Origin of the sequence: Streptomyces sp. NPDC059355 (assembly GCF_042752335.1) — a bacterium.
In the GTDB taxonomy this organism is placed as follows: Bacteria; Actinomycetota; Actinomycetes; order Streptomycetales; family Streptomycetaceae; genus Streptomyces.
The window spans coordinates 45110-61748 of sequence record NZ_JBHYXN010000001.1 but is presented as its reverse complement, the minus strand read 5'-3'; the positions used below and the strand labels follow the sequence as shown (position 1 = coordinate 61748).

Sequence of the window (16639 nt, the reverse complement as noted above, 5' to 3'; positions counted from 1 at the left end):
CGGGCCGACCGCCCGGACCACGCGGCGGTGGGCGGGATCCGCGAGGAGCCCGCCCACCGTCCGTCGCGATGGCGCGCGGTCAGTGCGCCGTGTCCGCGTCCGCGTCTGCCTCCGTCGCCACCGACTTCGCCCAGCGGTAGTCCGCCTTGCCGCTCGGCGAGCGCTGGATGGCCGGCGTCACCACCAGCCGGCGCGGGATCTTGTACCCCGCCAGCCTGGTCCGGCAGTGCCGCTGTATCTCGTCCAGGGTCGGCTCGGGCGCGCCCGCCCGCAGCTGCACCACCGCCGCCACGCGACTGCCCCATTTGGCGTCCGGCACCCCGGCGACCAGGGCGTCGTACACGTCCGGATGGGACTTCAGCGCCTGCTCGACCTCCTCCGGGTAGACCTTCTCGCCGCCCGTGTTGATGCACTGCGAGCCGCGCCCGAGGACCGTGACGATGCCCTCCTCGTCCACCGTCGCCATGTCGCCGAGCAGCACCCACCGCTCGGACCCCTTCCGGAAGAAGGTCTCGGCGGTCTTCGCCGCGTCGTTGTAGTAGCCGAGCGGGACGTGGCCGCGCTGGGCGAGCCGCCCCGGCACGCCCACCGGCACCGGCTCGTGCGTCACCGGGTCGACCACCTGCGTACGGTCGTTGACCACGAGGCGGAAGCCCTTCTCGGGGCCGGAGTCATCGGCCGCCCGGCCATTCGACCCGGACTCCGAGGAGCCGAAGTTGTTCAGCAGCATCACGTTCGGCACGAGGCGCCGGAACTCGGCCCGCACCGTCTCCGACATGATCGCCCCGGACGAGGAGACGCTGAACAGCGAGGACAGGTCGGTCCCCCGGAGCGGGCCCTTCAGGGCGTCGATGAGCGGCCGGAGCATGGCGTCGCCCACCAGCGAGACGCTCGACACCTTCTCCTTCTCGATCGTGCGCAGCACCTCCTCCGGCGCGTACTTGCGGTGGATGACCACCCGCTGGCCGTAGTTGAAGGCGATGAACGAGGTCAGCGTCGAGGTGCCGTGCATCAGCGGGGGCGCGGGGAAGAAGGTCAGCCCGGCGCTCTTCGCCGCGACCCGTTCGGCGAGCTCCTCGGGCCGCTTCACCGGCTCGCCCGAGGGTTCGCCGCCGAAGAGCCCCGCGAAGAACAGGTCCTCCGCGCGCCACATGACGCCCTTGGGCATGCCGGTGGTGCCGCCCGTGTAGATGATGAACAGGTCGTCGGGGGAGCGGGGCGGGAAGCCGCGCGCGGGCGAGCCGGCCGCCTCGGCGTCCGCGTACGCGACCGGCGCGATCGAGGGCTCCGGGGCGCCCTCGGGGGCGGCCCCGACGCGGATCAGGTGGCGCAGCTTCGTCGTCTGCGGGAGGGCGGCGGCCACGCGCTCCGTGAACTCGCCCTCGAAGACGAGCGCGGCGAGGTCGGCGTCGTTGTAGAGGTAGACCAGCTCCTCCTCCACGTACCGGTAGTTGACGTTCACCGGTACGAGGCGCGCCTTCAGGCAGGCCAGAACGGTCTGGAGGTACTCGATGCCGTTGTAGAGGTGCAGCCCCAGGTGCTCGCCGGCCCTCAAGCCGCTGTCCAGCAGGTGGTGCGCGATGCGGTTCGCCGCGGTGTCCAGCTCCGCGTACGTGAGGCGGCGCTCGGCGCCGGTGCCGGGGTGGTCCACGTACACAAGGGCCTCGCGGTCCGGGACCACGTCGACGACCGACTCGAACAGGTCGGCAAGGTTGTACTCCACCGTTCCTCCTCACCCCCGAGGTTTCCCGTTGCCGGGCCATGGCTGTTGCCCGCGGCGGTCATTAGAGCGCCGCTCAGCGCAAGTGGGAAGGGCGCGATCCAAGAAAACTGACTGGGTGTCAGAAAACTATTGAACTGCACCCGGCCCTCCTGCAACCTGTTCTAGGTCTTGAGACGGGAGGACGGCAATGGGTGGGACGGAACACCTGACCGTGGAGCGCCACGGCGCCACGCTGGTGCTCACCATGAACCGGCCGGAGGCGAAGAACGCGCTTTCGCTGCCGCTGCTGGTGGGGCTGTACGACGGCTGGCTGGAGGCGGACGCCGACGACACGATCCGCTCGGTGGTCCTCACCGGCGCGGGCGGGGACTTCTGCGCCGGGATGGACCTCAAGGCGCTGGCCGGGAAGGGGATGGCGGGCGACCGGTACCGGGACCGCCTCAAGGCCGACCCCGACCTGCACTGGAAGGCGATGCTCCGCCACCACCGGCCGCGCAAGCCCGTGATCGCGGCGGTCGAGGGGTACTGCGTGGCCGGCGGCACCGAGATCCTGCAGGGCACGGACATCCGGGTCGCGGGCGAGGGTGCCACGTTCGGGCTGTTCGAGGTCAGGCGGGGCCTGTTCCCGATCGGCGGCTCGACGGTACGGCTGCCCCGGCAGATCCCGCGCACGCACGCCCTGGAGATGCTGCTGACCGGCCGGCCGTACTCGGCCGAGGAGGCGGCCCGGATCGGGCTGGTCGGGCAGGTCGTCCCCGGGGGGACCGCCCTGGCCAAGGCCCTGGAGATCGCCGAGCAGGTCAACGCGTGCGGGCCGCTGGCCGTCGAGGCCGTGAAGGCCTCGGTCTACGAGACCGCCGAGCTGACGGAGACCGAAGGCCTGGCCTCCGAACTCCTGCGGGGCTGGCCGGTCTTCGACACCGCGGACGCCAAGGAGGGAGCGCGGGCCTTCGCCGAGAAGCGGCCCGCCGTGTACCGGCGCGAGTAGCCGTACCCGGGCCCGCGCACACCGCCGCCGCCCGTACGGCCGCCCGTGAACCCGCACGTCCCCCCGTACCCACCGCGAGCATCGGAGAGCCGTCATGACAGCAGCGTCCCCGCCAGAGGTGCTGCGCGCGCCACTCGTCGTCGAGTTCCCCTTCACCCGCTCCCTCGGGCCCGTGCAGAGCGCCTTCCTCACCGGGCTGCGCGAGCGCGTCGTCCTCGGCGTCAGGACCGCAGACGGCAAGGTGATGGTCCCGCCCGTCGAGTACGACCCCGTCACCGCCGAGGAGATCCGCGAGCTCGTCGAGGTCGGCACCACCGGAACCGTCACCACCTGGGCCTGGAACGGCTCCCCGCGCCCCGGCCAGCCCCTCGGCACCCCCTTCGCCTGGGTCCTGGTCCGCCTCGACGGCGCCGACACCGCGATCCTGCACGCCCTCGACGCCCCCGGCCCCGAGGCCGTCCGCACCGGCATGCGGGTACGGATCCGCTGGGCGGGCGAACGCACCGGCGCCATCACGGACATCGCCTGCTTCGAGCCGCACGGGGCAGGGGCGACGGCGCAGGCGACCCCGCACGACGGGCAGTTCGCCGACGCCGTCACCGGCATCGTCGCCGCCGCCCGCCTCGACTACACCTACAGCCCCGGCCGCTCCCAGACCGCCTACATCAACGCCCTCGCCGACCGGCGGACCGTAGGCGAGCGCTGCCCCTCCTGCCACAAGGTGTACGTACCGCCGCGCGGCGCCTGCCCCACCTGCGGGGTCGCCACCACCGACCGGGTCGAGGTCGGCCCGGTCGGCACCGTGACCACCTACTGCATCGTCAACATCAAAGCCAAGAACCTCGACATCGAAGTCCCCTACGTCTACGCCCACATCGCCCTCGACGGCGCCGACCTCGCCCTGCACGGCCGGATCGGCGGCATCCCGTACGACCAGGTCCGCATGGGCCTGCGCGTCGAACCCGTGTGGACCGAGGGCGGCCGCCACCCCGACCACTACCGCCCCACCGGCGAGCCGGACGCCGACTACGACGCGTACAAGGAGCTCATCTGATGCCCACGACGAGCAGGTACGCGCGGGACGTGGCCGTCGTGGCCTTCGCGCAGAGCGACCACCGGCGCCGCAGCGACGAACTCAGCGAAGTCGAGATGGTCATGCCGGTCCTCCACCAGGTGCTGGACCAGACCGGTCTGAAGGCCGGAGAGATCGGCTTCACCTGCTCCGGATCGAGCGACTACCTCGCCGGCCGGGCCTTCTCCTTCACCATGACCCTCGACGGGGTCGGTGCCTGGCCGCCGATCTCCGAGTCGCACGTCGAGATGGACGGCGCCTGGGCCCTGTACGAGGCCTGGGTGAAGATCCAGACCGGCGAGGCCGACACCGCGCTGGTGTACTCGTACGGGAAGTCCTCCCCGGGGTCCGTACGGGACGTCCTGACCCGGCAGCTCGACCCGTACTACCTGGCTCCGCTCTGGCCCGACTCGGTGGCCCTCGCCGCCCTCCAGGCCCAGGCGCTGATCGACGCGGGCGAGACCGACGAGGCCGCGCTCGCGGCCATCGGCGCCCGCAGCCGGACCGCCGCCGAGGCCAACCCGCACGCCCAGTTCAGGGGCGGCGCCGTCGCGCAGGGCGACTACCAGGTCCGGCCGCTGCGCACGGGGGACTGCCCGCCGGTCGGCGACGGCGTGGCCGCCGTCGTCCTCGCCGCGGGCGACACGGCGCGGAGACTGTGCGCGCGCCCCGCCTGGATCACCGGCATCGACCACCGCATCGAGGCCCACGGCCTGGGCCTGCGCGACCTCACCGACTCCCCGTCCACCCGGATCGCCGCCGAGCACGCGGGCCTGTTCGACGCCCCGGTGGACACCGCCGAACTGCACGCGCCGTTCTCCTCCCAGGAGGTCGTGCTCCGCAAGGCGCTGCGGCTCGGCGGGGACGACATCGCCGTCAACCCGTCCGGCGGGGCGCTCGCCGCCAACCCGGTCATGGCCGCCGGACTCATCCGGATCGGCGAGGCCGCCGCCCGGATCCACCGCGGAGAGTCCGACCGGGCCGTCGCGCACGCCACCTCCGGCCCCTGCCTCCAGCAGAACCTGGTCGCCGTCCTGGAAGGGGAACCCGCATGACCAGTACGGGGAAGGAGCCGGTCGCCGTCGTCGGCATCGGCCAGACCAAGCACGTCGCCGCCCGCCACGACGTCTCCATCGCGGGGCTCGTCCGCGAGGCCGCGCTGCGCGCCCTCGCCGACGCCGAGCTGACGTGGGCGGACATCGACGCGGTCGTCATCGGCAAGGCCCCCGACTTCTTCGAGGGCGTGATGATGCCGGAGCTGTACCTGGCGGACGCCCTCGGGGCCGTCGGCAAGCCCATGCTCCGCGTCCACACGGCCGGTTCGGTCGGCGGCTCCACCGCGCTGGTCGCCTCCAACCTCGTCGCGGCCCGGGTCCACCGCACCGTCCTGACCCTGGCGTTCGAGAAGCAGTCCGAGTCCAACGCCATGTGGGGCCTGTCGCTGCCGGTACCGTTCCAGCAGCCGCTGCTGGCGGGGGCCGGCGGGTTCTTCGCCCCGCACGTGCGCGCGTACATGCGGCGCACGGGCGCGCCCGACGCGGTCGGCTCGCTCGTCGCGTACAAGGACCGCCGCAACGCGCTGAAGAACCCGTACGCGCACCTGCACGAGCACGACATCACCCTGGAGAAGGTCCAGGCCTCGCCGATGCTCTGGGACCCGATCCGGTACTCCGAGACCTGTCCCTCCTCGGACGGCGCCTGCGCCATGATCCTCACCGACCGGGCGGGCGCGGCCCGTTCGCCGCGGCCGCCGGCCTGGGTGCACGGCGGGGCGATGCGCAGCGAGCCGACGCTGTTCGCGGGCAAGGACTTCGTCTCGCCGCGGGCGGGCAAGGACTGCGCTGCCGACGTCTACCGGCAGGCCGGGATCACCGATCCACGGCGGGAGATCGACGCGGTGGAGATGTACGTGCCGTTCTCCTGGTACGAGCCGATGTGGCTGGAGAACCTCGGCTTCGCGGCGGAGGGCGAGGGCTGGAAGCTCACCGAGGCGGGGGTCACCGAACTCGACGGAGACCTCCCGGTGAACCCCTCGGGCGGGGTGCTGTCCACCAACCCCATCGGTGCCTCCGGCATGATCCGCTTCGCGGAGGCGGCGCTGCAGGTCCGCGGCCTGGCCGGCGAACACCAGGTCCCGGACGCCCGCCGGGCCATGGGCCACGCGTACGGCGGCGGCGCCCAGTTCTTCGCGATGTGGCTGGTGGGAGCGGAGTCACCCGCCTCCTGAGCGGACTTCCTGACCGGACGCCCTGACCGGATTTCCTGAGCGGATTTCCTGAGCGGACCCGGGCCGCCGGGCGCGAGGGGCGGCGGGCGCCCGGCGGGCACGCGGTGGCGCGCGGTGTGGTGCCGCCGTGCCGGACCGGCCACGGGTGACTCACCGTGGCCTGTGCGGCACCCGCCGCGATGGCTACTCTGGCCCCCGGACGACGTACCGGGAGTACCGGGAGGAGCACGCACGTGGCCGAGAGCATGACTTCACAGCCTCTGGCAGCCGGCTGGGGCAAGCCGGAACTCGATCTCAGCGGGGCGGACTGGCAGTCGAGCAGCCGGGGATCGGGCGACGTCCAGATCGCCTTCGTCGAGGGGTTCATCGCGATGCGCAACAGTGAACGCCCCGAGAGCCCCTCGCTCATCTTCGCGCCGGACGAGTGGCGCAAGTTCGTACTGGGCGCGAGGGGCGGCGAGTTCGACCTGACGTAGCCGATGGCCCGCGGGTGCGGGGGCGAGGGGGCGGAGGCCGCGGGCGGCGCGACGCCGAATCCCCTTGCACCCCGCGGGGCGCCCCTGCATCATGGGCGCCATGGTGATCATCCGCCGAAAGGGCGATGCCGCGTAGACGGCCCGGCGCGCTGCGCGCCCTGCAGGGACCGTTCGAAGGGCGCCGCCCGCCCGCCTGGGCGCGGGAACTGCCCCCCGTGGACCGGTTGTCGCCGGCCGCGAGTGCCGGCGTTCAATGGGCTCTGTACGAGCAGAGCACGAGTTGCACCGATCTCGCGTACCTCTTGCGCCGGTACCGCGCCTTCCTGAACCGGCCCGGCGGCCGGTTGCGGCTGGTCGCCTCGCGGGTGCCGGCCTGCCCCTGCTGCGCGCTCGACGACGTGGCCGAGGTCCGGGACAGGCTGGGCGAGGTCTACCGGAGGCTGCCGCCGCAGGCCCGCACGGCGCTGGGCCGCGTCCTGTGCGCCTTGGACGCGGAGTTCCGGCGCCGCACCCTCCCGGACCCGGATCCGCCACCCGGCCACTGGGCCGACTGGATCGAGTACGTCGACGACTGGGCTCGGTGGCGCGGCATCCCGTACGCCTGGTGGCACCGCCGGATCTACGAGCACACCTGACCGGGCGGCCCGCGGGGGCTAGGGAGTGTCGTCGAAGTGGCGTCGGCCGCCCGGGAGGGCGGGGCCGGCGGGGTCTGGTGCGTGCGATCGCAGGGCGGAGGAGGGAATCGACGCGGTGGGGGCACCTCCCAGCGGTAGCTGGGGGATGTCGATGACCGACGACAACGCGGCGAGCGTGCGTGCCAGGCCCCGCCGGCCAGACGGGACTTTGACGACACGACCTAGGGCGTCGTCGGTCGAGCCGGTGCCGGCGTCCGGGGAAGCCGGTCCACCAGCACCCGCGGCACCGCCGCCGCCAGCACCAGCAGCCACACCAGCTGGACGGCCGCCGCATCCCGGGCCAGCGCCGCCGTCACCAGTACGGCGGCCAGCGACGGCCCCACCAGCAGCAGGCCCTCCCGCGTGCGGCGACCCGAGCCGATCGCCGCCACCCCCGCGAGCGCCAGGTACACCGCGAGGCTCCCGCAGAGCAGCCACCGCACCGACCCGGGAACCGGGTGGTCCGTGTACTCCACCGCGTTGCCGAGCGCCGCCGCCAGCGCGGCCACCGAGCCCGCGGCGAAGCAGTGCAGCGGCAGGACCAGCCGTACGGGAAGGACGTCCCACGCCAGCAGCGGCACCCCGTCCGCCCCGTGCCGCAGCGACAGCGACCACAGCAGGAGCAGCAGCAGGAACGCGCCGACGCCGACCCCGTACAGCGCCGCGTCCCACTCCACCTGCGAGGCGGCCGCCACCACCTGGGCCACCGCCTCGCCCAGCACGATCAGCTGGAACAGGCCCAGCCGCTCTCCGAGGTGAGGCGCGTCCATCAGCGCCGCCACCGGCTTGGGCGAAGCCCGCCGCCTGCTCGCCGCCTGCTCGGCGTACTGCGCCTCCACCCGGGCGGACAGCCGCTTGCCGGACACCGTGAACATCACCGCCAGGTCGATGGCCAGCCCCAGCGCCCACAGCACGTACCGGGCCGTCCCGTCGAACCACATCGACACGATCCACGGCGTCAGCCCCAGCCCCAGCTGTGTGATCGGCAGGTCCGGCACGTACTCGCCGCGCCGCTCCCACGCCTTGCCGGCCAGCGACCGCACCAGGATGTAGGCGAGGGCGAACGCCCCCGCCCGGTCCTCCCGTACACCGTGGACCGAGGCCGCCATCACCGCCATGCCGAACATCCCGGCCAGCACCGTCCACGTGCGGATCTCCTCGCCGCTGACGTTCCCGTAGACCGTGAACAGCATCCAGCCCGTCCAGAACGCCAGGAACATCACCGCGTACAGCGCCACGTCGCCCGGGCCGGGGCTGCCGTGCAGGAGGTGCGCCAGCTGGGCGACGCCCGCCACCGCCGTCAGATCGAAGAACAGCTCCAGCCAGGAGGCGTGCCGTTCGCCCGGCGCCGGCGTCGGCGCCGCAGGCACGGAATCGGTCATACCGGGATGATAGGTAGGGTGGCGGTATGAGCGGCGAGAGCGACCTGAGGAAACTGCTGAGCGGCATGCGCCCCGAGCTGCACGAGGGGCGGTACGCCTTCTGCACGGTCCCCGCGGCCACGGCGCCCCCGGCGGGAACCGCCCCCGTCGCCACCGTCCTGGAGCCCGAGGGGCTCACCCTCGTCCTGCGCCAGGAGGAAGCCGACGCCGCCGGACTCGCCTACGACTACACCGCCGGGTGGATCACCCTGCGCATCCACTCCGCCCTCGACGCCGTCGGCCTCACCGGAGCCTTCGCCGCCGAGCTCGCCGCGCACGGACTCAGCTGCAACGTCATCGCCGGGTACCACCACGACCACCTCTTCGTGCCCGCGGAGCGGGCGGCCGAGGCCGTGGCCGTACTGGAAGAACTGGCAATCCGTTCGATGTGATTGAGACACCGGTAAACGGCCCGGGTGAACGATCCCGAAGATTCCGATCTTTCTCTGCCGAACGCCTTCGCGCGTGCGTGCGCGGGCGTACTCTGATGCCCCCAACCGGCCTGGGGGGTACCAGCCATGACGGAACGCCCGACCCGCAGACGGCGCAAACTGTTCGAACGCGAGGCCGAACTCACCACCGTGGACGAGGCCCTGGAGCACCTCGGCGGCGCCGGTACCGGCACCGGCGCGGGCGGCGCGCTGCTCGCCTTCTCCGGACCCGCCGGCCTCGGCAAGACCACCCTCCTCGCGGAAGTGCGCCGCCGCGCCCTCGCCCGCGACTGCACCCTGCTGGCCGCCCGCGGCGGCGAACAGGAGCAGAGCCAGCCCTTCCACGTCGCCCGCCAGCTCATCCAGCCCCACCTGGCGGGCCGCCCCGAGGAAGAACTGCGCGCCGCCCTCGGCAGCTGGTACTCCATCGTCGGCCCCGCGCTCGGCCTGTGCGCCCCCGAACAGGGCGCCCCACCCGACCCCCAGGGCCTGCGCGACGGACTCGACTGGGTCCTCACCCACCTCACCGTGCAGCGCGCCCCCGTCGCCCTCGTCCTCGACGACGCCCACTGGGCCGACCCGGAATCCCTCTCCTGGCTCGCCGCCTTCGCCCCGCGCGCCGAGCACCTCCCGCTGCTCCTCGTCGTCGCGTACCGCCCCGACGAACTCCCGGCCCACGCAGATGCCTTCCGTACGCTGCCCGGCCGCGCCGGACACCGCCCGCTGGCCCTCGCACCGCTGACCGAGGCCGCCGTGTCCACCCTGGTCCGCGAGGCCGTCGGAGACCACGCCGACGACGCCTTCTGCCGGGAGGCCTGGGCCGTCACCACCGGCAACCCCTTCGAGGCCGTCGAGCTCACCGCCAAGGTCCGCGACAAGGGCCTCGACCCCACCTCGGTCAGCGCCCCGCTGCTGCGCGACCTGGCCGCCGCCCAGCGCGGCAGCGGCCTCGTCGCCCGCTTCGAGCGGCTCGGCCCGTCCACCGTCCGCTTCGGCTGGGCCTGCGCCGTCCTCGGCACCGCCATCCCGCAGGAACTCGCCGCCCGCGTCGCCGGGCTCGGCCCCGAGGAGGCCGCCGCGGCCACCGCGCGGCTGCGGGAGGCCCGCATCCTGTCCGGCGCCGGCGAAGTGCCCGACGCGGGGCTGGAGTTCGTCCACCCGCTCATCGCCACCGCCCTCTACCGGTCCATCCCCGACGCCCTGCGGGTGGCCCTCCACGGACAGGCCGCCGTCGCCGCCGTCGACGCCGGACTCGGGTCCTCCGCCGCCGCCCGCCACCTGCTGGAGACCCACCCCGAGAACGACCCCTGGGTGGTACGGACCCTGCGCGCGGCCGCCGCCGAGAACCTGCGCGCCGGCGCTCCCGAGGCCGCCCGCCGCCAGCTCGCGCGCGCCCTGCGCGAGCCACCGGACTTCGACGTGCGGGCCGCCGTGCTGTACGAGCTCGGCTGCGCCTCCCTGCTCACCGAACCCGCCAACACCGTCAACCACCTGAGGGCCGCCCTCGCCGAGCCCTTCGACGACCCGGCCCTGCGCCAGGGCATCGTCATCCGGCTCGCCCAGGTCCTCGCCCACAGCGACCGCCTCGCCGACGCCTCCGAATCGCTCGCGCGGGAGATCCCGTACACCCGGGACGTCCGGGCCCGGCTGCGCCTGCAGTCCGAGCAGTTCATGTGGGACGCCTTCGACGCCGTCGAGCCCGACTCCCCGGCGCGCTCGCGCCGGCTGGCCCGGCTCGCCGACAGGCTGACCGGCCGCGACCTCACCGAGCGGTACGTCATCGGACTGCGCGCCTGGGACGCCTGCCTGCGCGGGGAGCCGGTCGACGTGGTCCTGCACCACGCGGTACGGGCCCTGGGCGCGGAATTCAGCTGGGCGTACGAGGACCGGGGCTTCGAGGTGCCGGTGCTCACCGCCATGGTCCACATGTACGCGGACCGGCCCGGGCGGGCGGAGGAGCTGTTCGAGGCGGGCACCGCCGAGTTCGAGCGGCACGGCTGGCGCGGGGCCCACCTGTCGTTCGCGTACAGCCTGCGCGCGTACATCCGCTACCGGCGCGGGCGGCTCGCGGAGGCCGAGGAGCTGGCCCGGGCCGGGCTGCGGCTCGCCGAGCGGGTGGGGCGCGGCACGCCCGTGCACTGGTACGCCATCGCGATCCTCGCCACGACCCTGCTCGCGCGGGGACGGGTGGACGAGGCGTGGGAGCTGGCGCGGGAGCACGGGTTCGGGGAGTCCTTCCCGGCGGCGGTGGTCTTCCCGGACGCGCAGACCGTGTACGCGGAACTGCTGCTGGCCCGCGGCCAGGCGAAGGCGGCGGTGGCCGAACTGGAGGCCGTGGACCGCAGGCTCGGCCCGCGCGGGATCCGGAACCCGTCCTGGTGCCCGTGGCAGCTGCACCTGGCCCGGGCGGTGGCGGAGGAGGACCCCGGGCGGGCCCGCGACCTGGCCGAGGGCGCGGTCCGCCGGGCCCGGGCCTTCGGCGCCCCCTCGGGCATCGGCCAGGCGCTGCGGGTCGCCGCGGAGGTCGCACCCCCCGATGAGCGTCGGGCACTGCTGACCGAAGCGGTGTCCCTGCTGTCCGAGTCGCCCGCGGGGTACGAGCTGGCGCTCGCCCTCGCCGCACTGGGCACCGAGCTCCGCGACACGGCCCTGCTGACCCGGGCGGCGGTGACCGCCCGCGAGTGCGGCGCCGACGGCCTGGAGCGCAGCGTGGTGGACGCCGTGCTCGCGCTCGGCGGCGGACTGCCGTGCGCCGCGGTTCCCGAGGACGCCCTCACGGAGGAAGAGGCCGGGCTGGCGCGCCGGGCCGCCGAAGGCGACCCGGCGGTGTCCGGCCCAAGCCTGTCGGCGGTCTGCCGCAAACTCGGCACGGACCGCACCGGTCTCCATGAGGCGCTGGAGGTGTTCGCCCGCAGCTCAAGGTGATACGGCCGGTGGACGCGGGGGCAGGGTCAACCCCGTGGGCCACTCGACGGGGCTCTGCCCTTTCCGCAACGAGACGTCGGCCTTCGGGAAGGCCGTCCGGCGCGCGATCGACGGTGCCGGCGACACCCCGGTCGCGCTGGTGCCGTCCTGCCCCGGGTGGTCGGTCGCCGACCTGGTCGGGCACCTGGGCGCGGTGCACCGGTTCGTGGCCCACATCCTGCGCGAGCGCCACCCGTAGGCCCCCGACCACACCGATCCCACGATCTTCGAGATCCCGCGGGACCCGGCGGCACGGGCGGCCCGGCCGGCGGAAGCCGGAGGGCGAACCGATCCGGGGGCGGACGTGCCGGTGTGGACGTGGTCGGTGGATTCCACGGACCGCACGAGCGGCTTCCGGCTGCGCATGCAGACCATCGAGCCGGCCGTGCACCGGCGGGACGCCCGGTCCGCGACCGGGGCGCCGGAGCCGGTCGACGCGGCGATCGCAGCGGACGCGGTCCCGCAGACCTTCGAGACGACGGCCCCGTTCCGGCGGGCCGCCGCCGGGGCCCCGCCCGGGGCGGGCGAGCGGTACCGCTTCCGGCGGACGGACGGCCCCGGGTCCTGGACCGTCACGTTCTCCGGGGACCGGTCCTGGTGGAGCACGGGGCCGTCGGCACGGTGGAGGTGGAGGCCGCGGGCGCGGCGTCGGACCTGATGCTGTTCCTCTGGCGCGGATCCCTGCATCCGCCCTGCGGGTCACGGGCGACGCGGAGCCACTGCCGCACTACTTCGCCCTGGTCCCGCCGGTGTGACCACCGCCCGGTCCCGCGGCGCGGTCCGAGCGCCCGGTCCCGCAGTCCGGTCCGGACCGCCCGGCAGGGAGGTTCGGCCGAGGGGGCGGGTGCGGTGGGGCCCGGGGCCGGAAATGCGGGGCGGGCACGTACCATGGCGGCATGTCCTTCCTCCGCCGCAACCGCGCCGCCACACCCGCCGGCCCGGACTTCGACGTCCTGGCCATGGACCCGGGGGACTGGCCGGGCAATCTCGGGGCCGGGCTGCTGCCCGCGCCCGACGGCAGCTGCCAGGGCGTCTTTCTCCGCTACGACCTGTTCGGCGGACGCGGCCCCGCAATGATCATCGGCAACCTCCCCGAGGGCTCCCCGGCCCGGGAGATCACCGACGGCCAGGTCCCCTTCGAGGTGGCCCAGCTCCTCGACGCCCTCGAGAACGACGAGGACGTCGAGGTCACCGGCATCGAGGACTGCCCCGTCATGCAGGGCGACAACCTCCTCATCGTCCGCAAGGTCAAGCTTTCCGAGGGCCGGATCAGCTGCGTGCAGTTCGACCGCAGTGACAACGTGCTGGTCACCATCGCCAGCTGGGACCGGCCGATCACCGACGACCTGTACGCCCTCCTCAAGCCGCTCCCCGCCGAACTCTTCCAGCAGGGCTAGGGCCTCCAGGACCTGATCCGGAGCACACCCCCCTAGGGTGTGGTCGTGTCCGCGATGTCGTTCGCCGCCACGTAGCCGAACGTCATCGCGGGGCCGATCGTCGATCCCGCCCCCGCGTAGCTGTGGCCCATCACCGCCGCGCTCGCGTTGCCCGCCGCCCACAGGCCCCGGATCACCGAGCCGTCGGGGCGCAGCGCGCGGGCCCGCGCGTCCGTGACGATGCCGCCCTTCGTGCCCAGATCGCCCGGCACGATCTTGAAGGCGTAGAACGGCGGCGCCCAGATCGGGGCCAGACACGAGTTCGGCTGCACGCCCGGGTCCGTGTAGTAGTGGTCGTACGCCGTGTCCCCCCGGTGGAAATCGGGGTCGGTGCCGTTCCAGGCCTGGGCGTTGAACCGGTTCAGGGTCGCCCGCAGCGCCCCCGCCGGGACCCCGATCTGGCCCGCCAGCGCGTCCCAGGTCCACGCCTTCTTCGCCGCGCCCGCCTCGTACCAGGCGTCCGGGAAGACGATCGTCGGCAGGATGTCCTTGAACAGGTACTTGTTGCGGTAGTTCTGATCCACGATCAGCCAGGCCGGGATGTGCGAGCCCGTCGCCCCCCGGTCCTTCTCGTACATCACGTGCACCACGTCGCTGTACGGGGCCGCCTCGTTGACGAACCGCGCACCCGCCCGGTTCACGATCAGCCCGCCGGGCAGCGTGCGCTCGGCCAGGCAGAAGTACGGCTCCCCGGGCAGCGGGATCGACGGCCCCCACCAGGCGTCCTCCATCAGCGCCAGAGCCGCCCCGGCGCGCTGCCCCGCCCGGATCCCGTCACCGGTGTTCTCCTTGGCGCCGACCGACCACTGGGTGCCGATCGGCTGCTGCTGGTACTGCGCCCGCATCTCCGCGTTGTGCTCGAAGCCGCCCGAGCCGACGACCACGCCCCTGCGGGCCCGTACGACACCCCGTACGCCCTCTCTCTCCACCACCACCCCGGTGACGGCGCCGCCCTCCTGCACCAGCTCGACCAGCGGGCTGTTCAGCCACACCGGAACGCCCGCCTCCAGCAGCCCCGCCCGCAGCCCGGCCGCCAGCGCCTGGCCCATCGTCAGCGGCTTCTGCCCGCACAGCGCGGCCTTGGTCCCGCGCGCCAGGCACTCCGCGGACACCGCGAGGCCCCTGGCGCTCACGGCCGCCAGGTTCAGCCACTTGTACTCCTGGCTGAACACCACCATCCCGGCCGGCACCGGCATGTACGCCGGGTTCAGCCGGGCCAGTTCGGCGCCCAGGATGTTGCCGTCGATCTGGTCGGGCTCGATGGACCGGCCGTTCGGCATCCCGCCCGGCAGGTTCGGGTAGTAGTCGCTGTACCCGTCCATGTACCGGAAGCGCAGCGGGCTGTTGGCCATCACGAAGTCCAGCATCCGGGGACCGTTGGCGAGGAATGCCGTCTGCCGGTCCGCCGGCGAGCCGTCGCCGACGACCGCCGCCAGGTAGGTCGCCGCCTTCTGCGGGGTGTCCGGCACCCCCGCCGCCAGGATCACCGAGTTGTTCGGCAGCCAGATCCCGGCCCCGGAGCGCGCCGCCGAACCGCCGAACGTCGGCGCCTTCTCCACCACCAGCACGCTCAGGCCCCGCTTGGCGGCGGTGAGCGCGGCGGTCATCCCGGACGCCCCGGAGCCGACCACGACCACGTGGTACTCGCCGAGCGGGAGCCCCGTACCGGATTCGGCGGCCCGCGCGAGGGGCTCCGGCAGGACGGCCGCGGCGAGCACCCCCGCCCCGGCCCCGGCGAGGACCGTCCGACGGGAAGGAGGGGTGGGACATGCGGACTCAAGTCTTGCGGACATGGGCGGGCTCCAGCGGAGTGGGAAGGCGGGGACGGTCGGCGGCTCCAGCAATTCTGATGCTGAGTCAGAAAAGGTGTTCGGGGGATCATGTGATGTCAAGGCATGCGCAGGGGTGGCGAGATGGCCCGGAACGCACGAAATCCCGTGGTACGCACACCAGGTGCGTACGGCACGGGATTTTCGTACGGGGTCGGGCCGCCGGGGTCAGCGGGTTCCGACCGCCGCGCGCACCGCCCTGCGGGCCATGCCGCAGTCGTCGTGCAGACGGCGCAGCAGGAGCCGTTGCTCCTCGCCGCAGGACAGGGAGCCGACCGGAAGCGGGTGGCTCGGGGCGGTCGCCAGCATGGAGCGCTGGACCGCCGTCTCGCACATGCGGATCTCCCGCGTCAGCACCAGCATCAGGTTGACCAGGAACGCGTCCCGCGAGGCCGGACCGGCCGACTGGGCGAGCCGGCTGATCTGGCTGCGGGCGGCCGGGGCGTCGCCCAGCACCGTCCACAGCGTGGCGAGGTCGTAGCCGGGCAGGTACCAGCCCGCGTGCTCCCAGTCGAGCAGCACCGGCCCCGCCGGGGACAGCAGCAGGTTCGACAGGAGCGCGTCACCGTGGTTGAACTGCCGCTGGACGCCCGCCAGCTTCAGCCCGCACAGCAGCTTCTGCAGATCGCCCAGATCCCGGTCGGTCAGCAGCCCCAGCTCGTGGTACCGCGTCACGCGCTGCCCGTAGTTCAGCGGGTCGCCGAAGAGATCGGTCGGCGGACGCCACTGGTTCACCCGGCACATCGCACCCAGCGCGGCCCGTACGTCGGCCCGCGGCGGGGCCTCGACGGGGTGCCTCTGCAAAGCCGCGACCCGGCCCGCCATCCGTTCGACCACCAGCGTGCAGTTCTCGGGATCCGCGGCGATCAGCCGCGGCACCCGGACCGGCGGGCGGTGTCGGACGAACGTCCGGTACGAAGCTATTTCGTGCCGGTACCGCTCGCGCCATTCCGACGAGTGGTCCAGTAAAACCTTGGCGACCGCGGTCATCCGGCCCGTCGTCCCGACCAGGAGGACCGACCGGCCGCTGCGCCGCAGCACCTGGACCGGCGCGAACTCCGGACAGATCCGCTGCACCGAGGCCAGCGCCGTGCGCAGTTGCGCACCCTGCGGTCCCGAGAGGTCGATTCTTCCGCTGAGAGGCTGCGATCCGGCACCCGGCATCCGCCGCGCCCGTACGGCGCCCTGCGCCGGTGCCGCCTGGCGGCCGGGATCGAGGTAGGGGCCGCCGCCCGCCTGGAGCGTGCGGTGCGGCCGGACCGGGGCGGACACGGAGGACGTTGCTGCGTACATGGCGTTACGGATCCCTTCGTGCGCCGACGAGTTGCGTACGCCACCCCGCCGGTCCCGTACTTCACCCTGGGGAGTTCCGCCCGGAGACCGGGTCGGGGAGGCGCA

The 16639-nt window shown here is 73.6% G+C and carries 15 protein-coding genes; 11 read left to right on the top strand and 4 right to left on the bottom strand.

From position 1 onward, the window contains the following. Nucleotides 1-79 precede the first annotated feature (79 nt). Complete coding sequence (locus ACFXGI_RS00280) at nucleotides 80-1723, bottom strand: acyl-CoA synthetase (protein ID WP_384700952.1); 1644 nt, start codon at nucleotides 1721-1723, stop codon at nucleotides 80-82. A 187-nt stretch (nucleotides 1724-1910) separates the two neighbouring features. Here ACFXGI_RS00280 and ACFXGI_RS00275 point away from each other — a divergent pair, with 187 nt between their 5' ends. The 6 genes from ACFXGI_RS00275 (at nucleotide 1911) to ACFXGI_RS00250 (ending at nucleotide 7121) form a co-directional block, all read left to right on the top strand. Then, the gene (locus ACFXGI_RS00275) at nucleotides 1911-2711 is read left to right on the top strand and encodes a crotonase/enoyl-CoA hydratase family protein (RefSeq protein WP_384700949.1); all 801 of its coding nucleotides are present in this window, start codon (nucleotides 1911-1913) and stop codon (nucleotides 2709-2711) included. 94 nt (nucleotides 2712-2805) lie between these two features. Beyond that, nucleotides 2806-3765 (top strand): OB-fold domain-containing protein, encoded by a 960-nt coding sequence (locus ACFXGI_RS00270; RefSeq protein WP_384700946.1) that lies wholly within the window; start codon nucleotides 2806-2808, stop codon nucleotides 3763-3765. After that, nucleotides 3765-4838 carry a thiolase domain-containing protein gene (locus ACFXGI_RS00265; RefSeq protein WP_384700943.1) on the top strand — a complete coding sequence of 358 codons (1074 nt, stop codon included), beginning with the start codon at nucleotides 3765-3767 and terminating at the stop codon, nucleotides 4836-4838. The genes ACFXGI_RS00270 and ACFXGI_RS00265 overlap by 1 nt, the downstream gene beginning before the upstream one ends. After that, nucleotides 4835-6010, top strand: coding sequence for a thiolase domain-containing protein (locus ACFXGI_RS00260; RefSeq protein WP_384700940.1), 1176 nt, complete (start codon nucleotides 4835-4837; stop codon nucleotides 6008-6010). Before ACFXGI_RS00265 ends, ACFXGI_RS00260 begins: the two co-directional genes overlap by 4 nt. Nucleotides 6011-6255: 245 nt before the next feature. Further along, entirely contained in the window at nucleotides 6256-6486 is a 231-nt protein-coding gene (locus tag ACFXGI_RS00255; RefSeq protein ID WP_384701799.1) for a DUF397 domain-containing protein, read from the top strand. Between the two features lie 125 nt (nucleotides 6487-6611). Further along, nucleotides 6612-7121: a hypothetical protein gene (locus tag ACFXGI_RS00250; protein ID WP_384700937.1), complete on the top strand. Its 510-nt coding sequence runs from the start codon at nucleotides 6612-6614 to the stop codon at nucleotides 7119-7121. Nucleotides 7122-7342: 221 nt separating this feature from the next. Here the strand turns inward: ACFXGI_RS00250 and ACFXGI_RS00245 are convergent, their stop codons facing one another. Then, the gene (locus ACFXGI_RS00245; RefSeq protein WP_384700935.1) at nucleotides 7343-8542 is read right to left on the bottom strand and encodes a low temperature requirement protein A; all 1200 of its coding nucleotides are present in this window, start codon (nucleotides 8540-8542) and stop codon (nucleotides 7343-7345) included. A gap of 26 nt (nucleotides 8543-8568) precedes the next feature. On the opposite strand from ACFXGI_RS00245, the gene ACFXGI_RS00240 reads away from it, so the two are divergent. The 5 genes from ACFXGI_RS00240 to ACFXGI_RS00220 all read left to right on the top strand — a co-directional run bounded on the left by ACFXGI_RS00240 (nucleotide 8569) and on the right by ACFXGI_RS00220 (nucleotide 13373). Continuing rightward, nucleotides 8569-8973 carry an ACT domain-containing protein gene (locus ACFXGI_RS00240; protein ID WP_384700932.1) on the top strand — a complete coding sequence of 135 codons (405 nt, stop codon included), beginning with the start codon at nucleotides 8569-8571 and terminating at the stop codon, nucleotides 8971-8973. Between the two features lie 126 nt (nucleotides 8974-9099). Then, the gene (locus ACFXGI_RS00235; protein WP_384700929.1) at nucleotides 9100-11937 is read left to right on the top strand and encodes an ATP-binding protein; all 2838 of its coding nucleotides are present in this window, start codon (nucleotides 9100-9102) and stop codon (nucleotides 11935-11937) included. Nucleotides 11938-11971: 34 nt separating this feature from the next. Next, nucleotides 11972-12175 carry a maleylpyruvate isomerase N-terminal domain-containing protein gene (locus tag ACFXGI_RS00230; protein ID WP_384700926.1) on the top strand — a complete coding sequence of 68 codons (204 nt, stop codon included), beginning with the start codon at nucleotides 11972-11974 and terminating at the stop codon, nucleotides 12173-12175. A gap of 126 nt (nucleotides 12176-12301) precedes the next feature. Next, entirely contained in the window at nucleotides 12302-12634 is a 333-nt protein-coding gene (locus ACFXGI_RS00225) for a hypothetical protein (RefSeq protein WP_384700923.1), read from the top strand. 238 nt (nucleotides 12635-12872) lie between these two features. Next, nucleotides 12873-13373 carry a hypothetical protein gene (locus ACFXGI_RS00220; protein ID WP_030865043.1) on the top strand — a complete coding sequence of 167 codons (501 nt, stop codon included), beginning with the start codon at nucleotides 12873-12875 and terminating at the stop codon, nucleotides 13371-13373. Nucleotides 13374-13405: 32 nt separating this feature from the next. Here ACFXGI_RS00220 and kstD read toward each other — a convergent pair whose 3' ends face one another. Together kstD and ACFXGI_RS00210 are read right to left on the bottom strand one after the other, a co-directional pair. Next, the gene (kstD, locus tag ACFXGI_RS00215) at nucleotides 13406-15205 is read right to left on the bottom strand and encodes a 3-oxosteroid 1-dehydrogenase (protein ID WP_384700919.1); all 1800 of its coding nucleotides are present in this window, start codon (nucleotides 15203-15205) and stop codon (nucleotides 13406-13408) included. 204 nt (nucleotides 15206-15409) lie between these two features. After that, nucleotides 15410-16534 (bottom strand): aminoglycoside phosphotransferase family protein, encoded by a 1125-nt coding sequence (locus tag ACFXGI_RS00210; protein ID WP_384700915.1) that lies wholly within the window; start codon nucleotides 16532-16534, stop codon nucleotides 15410-15412. Between the last annotated feature and the right edge of the window lie 105 nt (nucleotides 16535-16639).